The sequence below is a fragment of the Acinetobacter sp. YH12138 genome, from assembly GCF_015218525.1.
Lineage (GTDB): Bacteria > Pseudomonadota > Gammaproteobacteria > Pseudomonadales > Moraxellaceae > Acinetobacter > Acinetobacter amyesii.
This window is the reverse complement of record NZ_CP048670.1, coordinates 2,284,428-2,298,290: the sequence shown is the minus strand read 5'-3', so window position 1 is coordinate 2,298,290 and position 13,863 is coordinate 2,284,428. Positions and strand designations below refer to the sequence as shown.

Sequence of the window (13,863 nt, the reverse complement as noted above, 5' to 3'; positions counted from 1 at the left end):
TTTTTAAATTAATCGTATAAATTTTTTATTTTAATCATAATTATGGGCGTTAGAAAAGCTGGGGTGGTTATTCCCTTTAATGGCAATCAACAGGATATTGAAAGACTGGTAAATGATTGGCTGGTTTATTTTGAAGAAAACTCAAAATCTGCATTAGATATAGAGTGGCTGACGGATCATATTGTTTGTATCAATAGTGCCGGATTAGCACATTTTGCTTTTACTGAACCTGAAAAATGGAGCAGTTTGCTAAGCAGTCAGTTGCCGATGAAATGGATGATCTTCTTTGATTTTGCAGACACAAATTCAAGCTATAGCTATGCGCTTTATAAAGAGGGTGTAGAAATCAGATGTGTCATTCAAGCGGAAGAAGAGGAACTTTACATGGATGGAGAAAGACAAGATTTTGAAAAGGAATGGTTAAACTTTTCAACAAGGTATTTATACGAATATGTTGAAAATGGCAAAGTTCAAAAAAAATGGACGACTGATTTAAACAGTTTAAAAGAAGAAATCAATCAAGATTTGGAAAGCTATTATCAGTATTATTATTTTAGCGAAAAGGATCATTTAATTTATCATACTCAATTGGTTCGGCAGTTATTGATTGAACTCTTTAAAAACTATGTCGGTTTTGAAATCTTTGATAGTGATTATAATCCAGTAAAGAAAATAAAGTTTAAGTATAACAATCAGCGTACTTATGATGATTATTTGAGTTTAGCCTCAAGAGGGGATATTGCAGCCCAAATTAAATTGGGTGAAATGTATGAAACGGGATGCGGCGTCGAAAAAAATGATGTTACAGCACAAGGATGGTATCAAAAAGCGGCTGATCAGGGTGATGATGCAGCGATGCTGAAGTTAGCCGTGCTGTTGTTCAAAAAGCCATTTAAAACAGATATTCATATCGCTTTAGATCTACTGAATCAGTCAGTGGAAAAGGGAAATATAAACGCAAGAACGACTCTTGCTGAAATATATGAAAAGGGCGAAATTCTTGATCAAGATTATAATCTAGCAATGAGCTTGTACAAGCAATCGGCAAAACAAGGCTGTGCAATTGCTCCCTATAAAATTGGCTTAATGTATGAGCTAGGCAATGGCGCAGCTCAAGATTTAAAGATGGCGAAACGCTGGTATCACCAAGCGGCGAATGCTTTTAATCAAGATGCAGAAATTCGATTGAAGAAATTAATCCAGCATTTTAATACTTAAGCCATTCATTTAAATTATTCCGTATTAAGGAGATCATTTCTGTCTTTTGTGTTCTATATCTTTATCTATAGCAATGAAAATAAATTGAATACATGAGCGCAATATTTTGACCAAATCATGGAGAAAATTAAATAAATATAAAAAAACCGATCATTAGATCGGCTTTTTAACTTCATTCAAACATTATGTTTTTTGTAAAAACTCAGTCGCTAATTTTAGAAACTCTTCCGGTTTTTCATATACGGCCAAATGTCCGGTTGCCAGTTCAGCATATTCAGCATGTGAAATCAGATCTATAGCATATTTGACCAATACACTCGGGGGCATATAATCATAATTACAGCCATTCACTAATGTTTGTTTGTTGATTTTTTTTCGCTGGCTCAGTCATATCGGTATGAATCTACAACTCAGCTTGGTGGGTAAATCTTTCTCAATTATTGGTTTGCAGCGTATTTTCTAAGGTTTGCGCCATAGTATTTTCACACCATGCCAAGGTAAAGTTGGCGCTAAAACCTGTTTGAATAATAGTGCTCGACATCGCTTTAGAGTTGCTCTGTACCTAACTCAAATTAAAGCTTGGTACGTGCATCAACTTTAGGATAAGGCGCCAATAACACAACAAAAATTACATCTTCTGGATATTCTGCTGCGGAATATATCCAGAAAATGTTGTGTAATGAAAAGCTCATTAAACCGAATGGTGTAACATAATTGGTTTTTGCAGCTGCAATCACTTATTCAACTAATTGAGCAATGGCTAAAGGCTGATCATCAGGTAGTTAGCTTGATATCGTCCTTTTGAATGCATCAAAACATGACATGTTCAAATGACGCTGATTTACGCAAATGATGGCTCATACTGATGGACTCAGCCATTTTTATTGTGATTTTCTCTTTTTTAAAGATCAATATTTACGGTAAGAGATGATTAATTTTGTATTTAATCAGTGCAAATACCTGCAACTAATTTGTATTTCATTATAAAAAATCATGCCCTTGATGTAAGATAAAATTCATTACAGATTATATGTATTTCGAGTGAATGTCCTAAATTCGAATACAACATAAAAAAGGAAACAAGCATGCAGCAAGAAGTCATCATAGTTGGTGGTGGTATGGTCGGTTTAAGTCTGGCACTCATGTTGGCCAAAGCCAAAATTGGCGTAAAACTTTTAGAAGCCATTAAATACCCCAATTATGATGATGCAAACCTTGAGCCTTATCACTTGAGTTTTGATGCACGAAACAGCGCCTTGTCACGCCGTACGGTGCAAATTTATCAAGAACTAGGCCTCTGGGATGCTTTGCAGGAACACGCCACACCTATTTTAGAAGTGAATATTACAGAGCAAGGCAGTTTTGGTAAGGCAAGACTCAAAGCAGAACAAGAAAAAGTCGAAAGCTTTGGGCAGGTGATTGAAAATGCATGGTTAGGTCGTGTGTTGCTCGCAGAAGTAAAAAAAGAATCCCTGATTGAATTGATTGATGGCGTGCAAGTGACCGCTCTGAATCAAGATGCTAATCATGCTTTTATCGAAGCACAGCGTGCTGAAGAACAGCTCAAACTACAATCTAAAATTGTGATTGCCGCCGATGGCCGTGATTCATTCTGCCGTAAAGCCTTAGGTATTGGCGCATCGGTGCATGATTATGACCAAGTGGCGATTGTCACTACAGTACAAACCTCTAAACCGCATGGTCATGTCGGTTTCGAGCGTTTTAGTCCGCTTGGTCCGCTAGCGCTGCTACCACTTCCAGGTGAATACCGTCGCTCAGTGGTTTGGCCTGTTCCTAAAGGAACTGAAGGCGAGTGGATGGGTGATGAAAATGATCAGCACTTCTTAGATGCTTTACAAGAAACCTATGGCGACCGTGCAGGTAAATTCCAAAAAACTGGTAAACGTTTCAGCTTCCCATTGTCGCAAGTACTTGCAGAGAAACAAGCTGTAGGTCGTGTAGTGCTCATGGGAAATGCTGCCCATACCATTCACCCAGTTGCTGGTCAGGGCTTTAACTTATGTATGCGCGATGCCTATGTACTACGCCGTTATTTAAAAGAGCAAGTTGAAAAAAATGCAGATCTGGGTGATGCAGCTATGTTGCTTGATTATGAAAAATCGCGCCTGACCGATCAGCAGCGGGTGATTAAATTCTGTGATTCAGTTGTTCGTGGTTTTAGCAACCAGAACCCATTTTTAAAATTGATTCGCAATACTGGATTAGTTGCCTTTGACACCATTCCGGGGATTAAGCCTTTAGTCGCGAATTATGCAATGGGGCTAAAAGCATGAGTTTAAATCAAACAAATGTACTGGATGCAGTGATTGTCGGCGGTGGCTTGGTCGGTGGCTTAACGGCATTGCTGTTGGCGCAAGGCGGTGTGCAGGCTACGGTATTGGATGCGGCACCTATTTTGGATGCAGAAAAAACCAAAAGTGTTGTGAATCCTCGAGTTTTGGCGCTCAGTCAAGCCACCATTCATTTACTCAAGACTGTGGGCGTTTGGGAAAAGCTTGCCCGTCAGCAGCCTTATACTGGTATGCAGGTGTGGAATAAAAATGGCTATGGAGAAATCAATTTTGGTCATGTGGCAGATCAAACACCATCAGTTGAGCAAGCTTTAGGTTCAATGGTTGAACCAAGTGTATTGAATTTAGCCATTCAAGAAAAAATGCTAGAACAGCTTGAAGACTACCGAACCCAAGTTAAGGTCAGTCGAGTTGAGCGCGGCGTTGGTGTGTGGATCATCCACCTCGCAGATGGTACACAGCTCAAAACAAAACTGGTGATAGGTGCAGATGGTGCAAACTCATTTGTCCGTGAGCAAGCTTTCATCGATCTAGATGTGCTGGACTATAAACAAGCCGGTGTGAGCTGTGCAATTAAAACCGCCCAACCGCATCAGCATGTAGCGCGTCAAATTTTCTTAGAAACTGGGCCTTTGGCATTTTTGCCGATGGCGAGTCTAAAAAAAGAAGAAAGCGGTTATTGGCAATCGATTGTGTGGACCTTACCAGATGATTATGCCGATGAATATGTGGCTTTATCCGATGTGGAATTTACTGCGTTGCTCACTCGAGAAAGTCATCACATGCTCGGTGAAGTCTTAGAAGCAACGCCACGTGCTAAATTTCCATTGAAGGCACGAGCTGCGCAGCAATATGTCCATGATGGTCTAGCGTTGATTGGTGATGCGGCTCATGTGATTCATCCGCTTGCAGGACAAGGCGTGAATATTGGCTGTTTAGATGCAGCGGTGCTTTGCGATGTGCTTTTGACCGATAAAAAACGAGGTGTGTGGGCACATGAACAAAGTTTGAAGCGCTATGAGCACCGCCGTAAAGGGCAAAACGATGCCATGATGCATAGTATGTCCGCGATTGGTTGGTTAGAAACCACCACTTTTTCACCTGTGGTGTGGGCGCGAAACTTTGGTTTAAAACAAGTGGAAAATCAGACTGTTCTAAAAGATGCGTTTATGGCTCAAGCCAATGGTCTGAGTATTTTAAAAGATACAATCTACGCAGCTTAGGTCAAAGTCAGATATTTTTTAGACAGTCGTATAAACAAGGTTACGATTTTGATTAAAAAAGATACGATTTTTTGATTGTGGGTACTAGTCGAAATGCTCAGAGATTGCTAAATTTCTGTTAATTTAAAACCAGCCATTCGCTGGCAAACAGAAGTCATTCGCGGGGAGAACACAATGACTGATATGAACGATTATGATGATCCAGAAGATTCAGTAGTTGATGAAGATGAAGCACAAGCAGCTGAAAAAGGTGCAGGTGACGCAGCTGATTCTGCCTCTGATGGTGACACCTCTGAAGCTGAAACATTAACAGTGACTGCAAAACTAAAACAACGTCAGGCGCTTGAAGATGAAGTTGCGGCGTTCTTAGCGCGTGGTGGTCGTATTACCGAAGTCCCTCCAGACGAATCGGCAAAAGATTAAAAGTGAAAAAACACCACGTCATGTGGTGTTTTTTTTTGCTTCATTCGCTTGTACGATGATGAACGTCATTCATTTTTTAACTCTGTAGCATGTTTGCTCAAGAAGTTAAGTCGTTAATAAGATGTGAAGTCGCTTCAAGCCGTCTTTGGCTTCATATATTTACGACTGATCGCGAAAATAGGATAGAACACAAAATGCAGTAAAAGAAAAAACATACAATTAATAATAAATGCAGCAATATACGGCGGTGCATGCATGGCCGCCACAGCAGCGACAAAAGATTGAAAAAGTAATACCGCACTCAAAACGACATAAGCCCAATAGCGATGCCTATCCCAAAATTGGCTCAGTTTCAGTAAATTACCGACTACAAAATAGAGGGAACAATATCCACAGACCATCGCAATCACGCTATGATCGGCCGTCATTTGCTCGCCACTAATATAGTGCGGATAGGGTTGAATGCCAGTATAAATAATATATGCAAGGGCCGTGAGCCAAACCAGATTAAAGAGAATGAACACCAGCGGTTTTTTGACAGACAGATTTATGGACATGTAATAAACAACTTTTTTCATTCTATTTAAATTATTGTAAGGAATAGCTTATGGAACCCGAAGATCCCATAAGCGGTTCAAATTAAAAATAAAAAAAATTAAGCTTAATCGTTCGCTTGGGTTAATTCTAAAGCACGTTGATAGGCCACTTTCTTTTTAATCCCAGTTAAATCTGCAGCCAACTGAGAGGCAGCTTTCACGGACAAATCTTGAAGTAAACGTGTCAGCAATTTGTCTAACTTTTCTTGCTCTAGGTCTTTTTCTTCGGTCGCACCACCAATTACCAAAACGATTTCGCCTTTTTGCTGATTGTGATCAGATTCGACAAAATGAACCAATTCACCCAAAGACATTTTTTTAATGGTTTCAAATGTTTTGGTAATTTCACGTGCAAAGCCCACAGGACGATCGGCACCAAAGACATTCGACATATCTTTTAGGCAGTCCACAATACGGTGCGGCGCTTCATAAATAATCATGGTTTGAGTTTCGTCTTTCAATTTTTCCAGTGCTAAAAGACGTTGTGACTGTTTAGAAGGTAAAAAGCCTTCGAAACTAAAACGGTCACTGGGCAGACCGACAGCACTGAGAGCTGCAATGGCAGCACAGGCACCCGGCACAGGAATGACACGAATATTTTTTTCTTGTGCAGCACGAACCAATTTAAAGCCGGGGTCACTGATCAATGGCGTGCCTGCATCACTAATCAGCGCCATATTTTCACCCTTTTCGAGGCGTTCAATCAGCTGGTCTATTTTGTTGCTTTCGTTATGGTCGTGGCAGGCGGTTAAAGGCGTATTGATACTAAAATGTTTAAGTAATTGTGCGGAAGTTCGTGTATCCTCGGCGGCAATAATTTTAACCGACTTCAATACCTCAATTGCACGATAACTAATATCATCTAAGTGCCCGATTGGAGTTGCAACAACAAATAACTGAGCACTCATAGGTTTCTCCATGTTGGATAATAAGAACAAAATTTTGGGTCTTTGCCTTTTAAGCAGTCTGTTTACTGCTGCACAGGCAGACGTCTTGGTCATTCTACCTGAATCTGGCCCTATGGCGCGAGCCGCATCCAGTATTAAGCAAGGTTTCAATAGCGCATATCAATCGTCAGACTACAAAGTGCCCATTAAGTTTGTAGATTCAAATCAAAAGCAAATTGCAACGATATTGAAGCAACAGGTCAATAAAAAAACTCAATTGGTGATTGGTCCTTTAGCACGTCAAGATGTAGAAGCACTAGTTAAAGCCAAGCCGAAAGTCCGTGTGTTGGCTTTGAATGAAACGACAAGCCAAATTCCAAACGTCTGGCAGTACAGTCTATCGAAACGGGATGATGCCCTAGCACTCCAAAAAGTCTTCGAAAAAGACAAATTAGCGCAAGTGTTAGTGTTACGTCAGCCCGCAACAGAGGCAGAGCATGAATTACTACTCATGTCCTTAATTAGTCAAAGTTCAGTGCCGATACAAGTGGTTGAACAACTCCCAACGAAGCTGGACAAAAATCAAGGGGTGCTGTTGCTAGGCAATAATGAATGGTTAAACAGTCAAAAAAAACTACCTAAAGCAAAACTATATAGCGTCGCCAATGCGATTGAAGCCACTAAGCCCATTCCTGTAGGGCTGAAATTTTGTGATGCACCTGCATTGCATGACGCGCGTTGGCCTGACCTGATCCGAGCTTATGAGGAAAATCCAGTAGATATGCCATATCAACGTCTTTTAGCTTTTGGTGGGGACACATGGCATATTGCAAAACAATATTTGCAAGAACCGAAATTAAAAAGCATTGAATTTCAGGGGCGAACAGGACTAATCAAAATTAGTCAAAACAATATTCAGCGTGTTCCTCACTGCTATGAGCGAAGTAAAAAAGGCATCGTAGCGATCTCACTTTAGGGATGAAACGATGCAGCTAAACTTAGAGCAGATGAATTTGGGACAGATGAATCTGGGGCAGTGGGCAGAACGGCAAGCGCTGCGTTTGGTTGAGCAGCAAGGCTATATACAGGTGCAACAGAATTATCATAGTCGTTATGGTGAAATTGATTTGATCGTTGCACGTGGTCAAGAATTGGTGTTTATTGAAGTTAAAGCCCGTTCGAATACCCGCTATGCCCAAGCCATCGAAAGTATCTCTATTCACAAACAACGTAAGATGATGAAGACTGCGTTGCATTTTTTAAATGAACAGTCACATTTTCAAAATTATTATTGTCGCTTTGATGCAATTTGTTTTGATTTTTATCAACACTTTGCAAAAACACTACAGCAAGACTTTTCTAAATACCCGTATCATCAGCAATGGATTGAAAATGCTTTTACTTTTGATCAAGAGTTGATTAATCTCTGATAAAACAAACTGTGTAAACGCATAGAAAAATACGTGTGGAAATTTGAGGAGTCGTGCTGAGTGGTTAAGCGTATTGCAATAACGGTGCTTTGTGTCGCAAGTTTATCTGGCTGTGCGAGTTTTATTTCGAATGGAACAGGATCAGCACCTGTAGGAACTGAAAGCGGCGCACGCTCATTGGGACAAGTTTTTATTGACTCTTCCATTGTTCGAACAGCAAAAATTAACTTATATAAATTAGATACTCGTTTTAAACAGTCACGTGTCAATATTGAAAGTTTTCATGGCAATGTCTTATTGACTGGGCAAGTGCCAGATAATCATTTGAAAGAATTGGCAGAAGAAAATGTCCGTTCAATGAGTGATGTCAAAACTGTACATAACTATATTACAGTGGGTAATCAGATCAGCTATAGCACCATCATGCAAGATACTGCGGTCACTGCGAATACCCGTGGTTTGATTATGAAAGCGCCTGTGGTATCTGACAGCAAAGTACACATTCATACTGAAGATGCTGTTCTTTATGTGATGGGCCGTTTAAACAGTGCGGAAATCACAGACTTAAATCAAATCTTGCAACAAGTGGGTAATGTAACGCGAATTGTCACTTTAATCGATAATATTGATCAGAACCCAAATCCACAGGCACGTTCAATTAACTCAAGTTACACCACACCTGCTGTAGGCAATGTGCAACCTGAAGTACAAACGCCTGTAGCGATAGATCCGGATGTTGTCGATCCAAATGCTCAATAAAATGTCGGAAATGATGCTGTAAAATATGAATCAATGGTCTCTGCGGCTTCAGCAAAAAATGGATTTGGCTAAATCTTTATACCGAAATTTTCGGTTATATGATTTTGGCAGTTATGCATTAAATCGACTGACACCCAAACAAGGATATCATGTTCAAAACAATATCCCTTATGGTCTAAAAGCGCGCCATCGCCTAGATTTGTATCGCACGTCAGCACCTCGTCAGCAACGTCCACTCATCGTTTTTGTACATGGTGGAGCGTGGATGCATGGTGACAAAAAGGACTATGGATTCATTGGTGAGGCTTTTGCAAAAGAAGGCTTCGATGTTGCTGTCATCAATTACCATCTCGCACCTGAATATATTTTTCCGGCTTCAATTGATGATCTTAGCCTTGCATTAAACTATTTGACGCAGTCTCAGCATAAGTTGCAGATTGAAGTGGAAAATGTGGTGTTAATGGGACATTCGGCAGGGGCATTTAATGTCATGTCTGCACTGTATCATCCGACGCCTTATCAGCTACAAGTGAAAGAGAATATTCGTGCAATCGTGGGATTGGCAGGGCCATATCATTTTGATTATAAAGGTGATCCGATTTGTGCAGATGCCTTTGATCAAAATGTACCGTATCAACAAGTGATGCCATATTATTTTGTTGAGCACAATCAAGTGAAGCATTATCTATTCACTGCGGATAAAGACAATATCGTTGGCCATAGCAATAGTGAAGATTTTGATCGTCGATTAAAAGCCTCAGGCAACCACAGTCAGTTGATTCAAATTCCACGCGTTGGGCACATCACGATGATTGGTTCAGTTTCGAGTTTATTTAGTCGCTTCTTTAAAACCAAAGCTGAAATCATGCGTGTACTCGATGAAATTAGTCCACCTTAATGTCTGTGGTTAAATGATTGAGAATAAAAAACCGCCAAGTATGGCGGTTTTTTATTTACTGCTTTTTTATTAAAAATAGCTGTTTACAACCATGCTTGGGTATCATCTGCAACCGCAGAACCATGGATGACATGCATAATCATCGAATGGGCGATACTTCCTTTGAACGGAATTTCAGGTAATGCATCAAATTTAAAGAAAGCCGCATCACTTATTTCTTCTTCTTGTAATTGAAGCTCACCTGAAGCATATTCTGCTTTAAAGGCGATCATTAAATTACTTGGGAAGGGCCAAGGTTGGCTTGCCAAATATTGAATATTTTTGACCTTCAGCCCAACTTCTTCTTCAGTTTCACGACGAACTGCTTCTTCTAGAGTTTCACCCACTTCAACAAAACCTGCGATCAATCCATACATGGCACGGACATTTTTTGCATTTTTTGCCAATAAAATTTCATCTTCACCACGGGTAATGACGGTAATGACACAAGGATTGACACGAGGGTATTGGTGATATCCGCAAGCGGGACAAACCATAGCATATTCTGTGGCGTGGACTTGAGTTGCAGTACCGCAGTGGCTACAAAATTTATGATTACGGCGCCATTCTAAGAGTTGAATAGCACGGCTGGCTTGTTCAAATTGCTGAACATTCCAAAGTTGTAGAAGCTGGCGAATAGGAATGAGTTGTAAGCCATCAGGAATTGGCTCATTTTCAAGTAGATCACGGGCAATCACTTGATCACCCGTGCCAATATTTAAATCACTTGCGAGTTGCTCAACTTCGGGAAGTTGAAAGTTTTCATCGACCAGCAATTGCTGTTGTTTGAAGATATACGCAAGTGATAATTTAGACATTAGGCTGCTGCTGATTTCAGTTTTTCGCTACTGTCCAATGCTACCTTAAACATGCCCTGTAAAACAGGTTGTTTGTTCTTTAAATTGTCAATCAACATATCTGCGCTTGCCAATGAATCTAATGCTTGATTCACTTCGTTTGCTTCAATCGCTATTGAAGATTCAACTCGTTTCAAAATGAATTGAGCTGTTGAATTCAGCGCATTTTGAGCTGCATCTGCATTGAGGAACAACATTGCACCACCAATTTCACGGAATTGAGTTGCAGTCGCTTCAAGTTGTGTCAAATCTTGGTTTTGTAAATACTGAACCAAAGATTGGCTAGCAGCATCAATTAAAACCTTGGTCTCATTTAACAGAGCAGCGTGTGCTTCATCTAAACGGTCGAGTGAAATATTCATATTATTCACACGAAGTTGTAAGCGGCTAGAAGTGTGATGACGCTCAAGCACACCAATCGAGTTCATGGCAGACAAGATATTGTTCATCAACTGCTGGGCAAAGCTTTCATCTTGTAAAATCTCAGCATTACCTAATGACGCAGCTTGACGCGACAGGTCGTTATACGCTTCATTTAAGTTCAAGACTTTGAAAATATTTGCCAATTCGTTTAATTTCGCTTGAAGTTCTTGGGTTTTTTCAGGCGTCATATTTTGATAGTTAAATTCAATATCATTACGAATTTGCGTCATTTCAGTCGTAACCAATTCACCAATGGTATGCATGGTGTCGAAGTCAGGACCATATAAATGACGACTGAAAACTTGCAATTGGGTGTCGGTAAGAAGGTCTTCACCGATATTTAATTTGCCACGAATATGATGAGAAATGTCATCTTCTTGGCTAATGTTTAGACTTAAGACATTGGCTAAATCAGAAATGGATGCTTTAAAGCGCTCAGTTCCTGCAAAATATTGAGCCATATTGCGCTCAATGCTCACCAAGGTACGTAAGCGAGCATCGGTAATTAAGATTTGATCAATTTGATTAAACGCAACAAAAACCAAGTTCCAATATTGTTTGCTTGGATGTTTGTCTGAAAGACCTGCTAAATACGCACCGACCAATTTAATCGCTTGCAGATCCAGCTCAGTTTCTTCTTGTTTAATCAATTTATTCAACGCCAACTTATACAGACGGTGAACGTATTTTGATTTTTCAAGTGCAGGAGCTTGAGGTAGGTCAAAGTCAGGAGTAATACAATCGAGTAGGGACTCAATGTGTTGGCCTTCCGACGTTAGAGGTTTACCCAAAGACAGTTCTAGACGATTAAGACTGTCCAGCAGGAACTGTGGAATTTTAACTTCACGTAGGCAGATAAATTCAATATAGCGTTTCAGCATGGTCGTGCCTTCGCTCAGTGCGATGACCTCTTGAGTGTTAATTTGCGCAGGATTCCCCATGATCTTGCGCATTAACTCTGCTGAATATTGAGCGATTTTTGCCAAACTTGGCATATCAACTAAAGCTAGTACTTGAGCACATTGTTCAAATTGAATCAGTGCATCATCAATCCCGAAAGGTAAAGTTTGATCTTCAACTAAGGTGCTGACTGCTGATTCGACTAACTTGATTGAGTTATCAACCTCATTTTTTATTATCAGCAAAGCCGTTGGATCAAAATGGATAGAGGTTTGGTAAGACATGTATCTGCACCTTTCCTAGATGTTTTATCTTGTTTATTAACCGCCCCTTAAGGCGGTCCATGTTTATGGTTTTACTATAGCGTATGTAATAATTGTTTATATACAAAAAGTAACACGAAATTTAGATTTTATTTCGCAAAAAGGCAAGGTGTACCATGTTTTTCTTCAAATTGTTTGACCCATGTCTCATGGGCTTCAAGTTCATCTGCTGAAGGTAAAATCACGGGTAATTCAATTTCAACAGCGGCGCGGGTTTGCGAACCATCTTCATTTTGCGAGTGGGTCAGGGCATCGATATCAAAGGATACCTGACCGCCCGTCATGGCTAGGTATACGTCAGACAGGATTTCCGCATCGAGTAAGGCACCATGGAAGGTACGGTCACGTTGTGGAATTTCGTAACGACGCACTAATGCATCGAGTGAGTTTTTCTGGCCTGGATGCTTGGCTTTGGCCATAGCCAAGGTATCGGTGACTTCGCAAACTTCAGATAAGGCCACAAAACCGGCACGTTTGAACTCCATATCAAGGAAGTTCATATCGAAGGTTGCGTTATGCGCAATGATTTCTGCGCCTTTTAGATAGTCAAATAAGACATCAGCAATTTCAGCATACAGTGGTTTGTCTTTTAGAAAGTCATCACTGATTCCGTGAATATTTTCAGATTCACCGACAGGTTTTTGCGGGTTGATATAAATATGAATTGAGCTACCGGTCAGTTTGCGGTTAATCATTTCCACTGCACCGACTTCAATAATACGGTCGCCATCTTGGAAATAGAAACCTGTGGTTTCCGTATCCAAAATTAATTGTCGTGGGCCAGATACATCGACAGTTGCTGGTGTAATGACAATCATTGGATGGATTTCAGCAGCTTGCTTAGACTGTATAGGGGCAGCTTCATTCAACGCTGAAGCAGTGTCTGTTGCTTGTTGTTCTATCGCAATGTCATCAATCTGCTCTGCGTCAATAGCTGACTCGGCTGAGATTTCTTCTGCTTCATCCTCGCTATCAGCAAATTCAAGTCCAAATGGATCATTTAATAGCCAGTCAGGTTCAGCTTTTTTTTTAGGTGCTTCAGCTGTAGATGATGCCGCTTGTTTGATGTGTTCGAGGGTTTTTTCAGCGCCTAGATTGGCCAATTGATCAGCCATTTCATTTCCCGGATGGCCTGCATGCCCTTTAATCCAGTTCCATTCAATTTCCCGACCCTGACAAGTTGCATCCAGTAATTTCCACAAATCTGGATTTTTAACATCTTTCCAGTTTTTCTTTTTCCAACCATGAATCCACTCGGTTATGCCTTGTTTGACATAGTTGGAGTCTGTCCAAATGATCAGTTTTGCATCGGACGGACAATGTTGAATGCCTTCAATAGCAGCAGTCAATTCCATACGGTTATTGGTGGTTTCAGCTTCGCCGCCGCAGAGTTTTTCTTCTCCAGTTTCACGGATGATATAGGCCCCCCAACCCCCTAAGCCAGGGTTGCCTTTACATGCACCATCAACATAAAGCGTGATTGTTTGAGACATAAATCAAATCCGGAGAAAAACGAGCATTCAGAACCGTATATTGTATAACGCAAATGACAGAGAGAAATCCATTTCTGGCGAT

The 13,863-nt window shown here is 40.5% G+C and carries 15 protein-coding genes; 8 read left to right on the top strand and 7 right to left on the bottom strand.

Going from position 1 to position 13,863, the window contains the following annotated elements:
* Positions 1-42: 42 nt before the first annotated feature.
* Complete coding sequence (locus G0029_RS11155) at positions 43-1,218, top strand: tetratricopeptide repeat protein (RefSeq protein ID WP_180107604.1); 1,176 nt, start codon at positions 43-45, stop codon at positions 1,216-1,218.
* 183 nt (positions 1,219-1,401) lie between these two features.
* On the opposite strand, the gene G0029_RS11150 is transcribed toward G0029_RS11155, so the two are convergent.
* Complete coding sequence (locus tag G0029_RS11150) at positions 1,402-1,545, bottom strand: alpha/beta fold hydrolase (protein ID WP_180107605.1); 144 nt, start codon at positions 1,543-1,545, stop codon at positions 1,402-1,404.
* A gap of 245 nt (positions 1,546-1,790) precedes the next feature.
* Positions 1,791-1,955 carry a hypothetical protein gene (locus tag G0029_RS11145; protein ID WP_180004157.1) on the bottom strand — a complete coding sequence of 55 codons (165 nt, stop codon included), beginning with the start codon at positions 1,953-1,955 and terminating at the stop codon, positions 1,791-1,793.
* A 348-nt stretch (positions 1,956-2,303) separates the two neighbouring features.
* Between G0029_RS11145 and G0029_RS11140 the strand changes: the two genes are divergently transcribed.
* The 3 genes from G0029_RS11140 to G0029_RS11130 all read left to right on the top strand — a co-directional run bounded on the left by G0029_RS11140 (position 2,304) and on the right by G0029_RS11130 (position 5,176).
* Positions 2,304-3,512 carry an FAD-dependent monooxygenase gene (locus G0029_RS11140; RefSeq protein ID WP_180107606.1) on the top strand — a complete coding sequence of 403 codons (1,209 nt, stop codon included), beginning with the start codon at positions 2,304-2,306 and terminating at the stop codon, positions 3,510-3,512.
* Positions 3,509-4,753 (top strand): FAD-dependent monooxygenase, encoded by a 1,245-nt coding sequence (locus G0029_RS11135; protein ID WP_180107607.1) that lies wholly within the window; start codon positions 3,509-3,511, stop codon positions 4,751-4,753. The genes G0029_RS11140 and G0029_RS11135 overlap by 4 nt, the downstream gene beginning before the upstream one ends.
* A gap of 174 nt (positions 4,754-4,927) precedes the next feature.
* Positions 4,928-5,176: a hypothetical protein gene (locus G0029_RS11130; protein WP_078189169.1), complete on the top strand. Its 249-nt coding sequence runs from the start codon at positions 4,928-4,930 to the stop codon at positions 5,174-5,176.
* 134 nt (positions 5,177-5,310) lie between these two features.
* On the opposite strand, the gene G0029_RS11125 is transcribed toward G0029_RS11130, so the two are convergent.
* Together G0029_RS11125 and rsmI are read right to left on the bottom strand one after the other, a co-directional pair.
* The gene (locus G0029_RS11125) at positions 5,311-5,733 is read right to left on the bottom strand and encodes a hypothetical protein (protein WP_180107608.1); all 423 of its coding nucleotides are present in this window, start codon (positions 5,731-5,733) and stop codon (positions 5,311-5,313) included.
* 104 nt (positions 5,734-5,837) lie between these two features.
* Positions 5,838-6,680 (bottom strand): 16S rRNA (cytidine(1402)-2'-O)-methyltransferase, encoded by an 843-nt coding sequence (gene rsmI, locus G0029_RS11120; protein ID WP_078189168.1) that lies wholly within the window; start codon positions 6,678-6,680, stop codon positions 5,838-5,840.
* A gap of 10 nt (positions 6,681-6,690) precedes the next feature.
* Between rsmI and G0029_RS11115 the strand changes: the two genes are divergently transcribed.
* The 4 genes from G0029_RS11115 to G0029_RS11100 are packed head-to-tail and all read left to right on the top strand — an operon-like array spanning position 6,691 to position 9,746.
* On the top strand, positions 6,691-7,635 hold the full coding sequence (locus G0029_RS11115; protein ID WP_180107609.1) for a penicillin-binding protein activator: 945 nt from the start codon (positions 6,691-6,693) through the stop codon (positions 7,633-7,635).
* Between the two features lie 46 nt (positions 7,636-7,681).
* Positions 7,682-8,089: a YraN family protein gene (locus tag G0029_RS11110; RefSeq protein ID WP_180107630.1), complete on the top strand. Its 408-nt coding sequence runs from the start codon at positions 7,682-7,684 to the stop codon at positions 8,087-8,089.
* A gap of 60 nt (positions 8,090-8,149) precedes the next feature.
* Positions 8,150-8,848 (top strand): BON domain-containing protein, encoded by a 699-nt coding sequence (locus G0029_RS11105; RefSeq protein ID WP_180109799.1) that lies wholly within the window; start codon positions 8,150-8,152, stop codon positions 8,846-8,848.
* A gap of 25 nt (positions 8,849-8,873) precedes the next feature.
* Positions 8,874-9,746 carry an alpha/beta hydrolase gene (locus G0029_RS11100; RefSeq protein ID WP_180024161.1) on the top strand — a complete coding sequence of 291 codons (873 nt, stop codon included), beginning with the start codon at positions 8,874-8,876 and terminating at the stop codon, positions 9,744-9,746.
* An 83-nt stretch (positions 9,747-9,829) separates the two neighbouring features.
* Here G0029_RS11100 and nudC read toward each other — a convergent pair whose 3' ends face one another.
* From nudC to dnaQ, 3 genes are all read right to left on the bottom strand, one after another.
* The gene (gene nudC / locus G0029_RS11095) at positions 9,830-10,603 is read right to left on the bottom strand and encodes an NAD(+) diphosphatase (RefSeq protein ID WP_180107611.1); all 774 of its coding nucleotides are present in this window, start codon (positions 10,601-10,603) and stop codon (positions 9,830-9,832) included.
* On the bottom strand, positions 10,603-12,249 hold the full coding sequence (locus G0029_RS11090; RefSeq protein WP_180102962.1) for a chemotaxis protein: 1,647 nt from the start codon (positions 12,247-12,249) through the stop codon (positions 10,603-10,605). Before G0029_RS11090 ends, nudC begins: the two co-directional genes overlap by 1 nt.
* Positions 12,250-12,377: 128 nt before the next feature.
* The gene (gene dnaQ / locus G0029_RS11085) at positions 12,378-13,781 is read right to left on the bottom strand and encodes a DNA polymerase III subunit epsilon (protein ID WP_180107612.1); all 1,404 of its coding nucleotides are present in this window, start codon (positions 13,779-13,781) and stop codon (positions 12,378-12,380) included.
* Between the last annotated feature and the right edge of the window lie 82 nt (positions 13,782-13,863).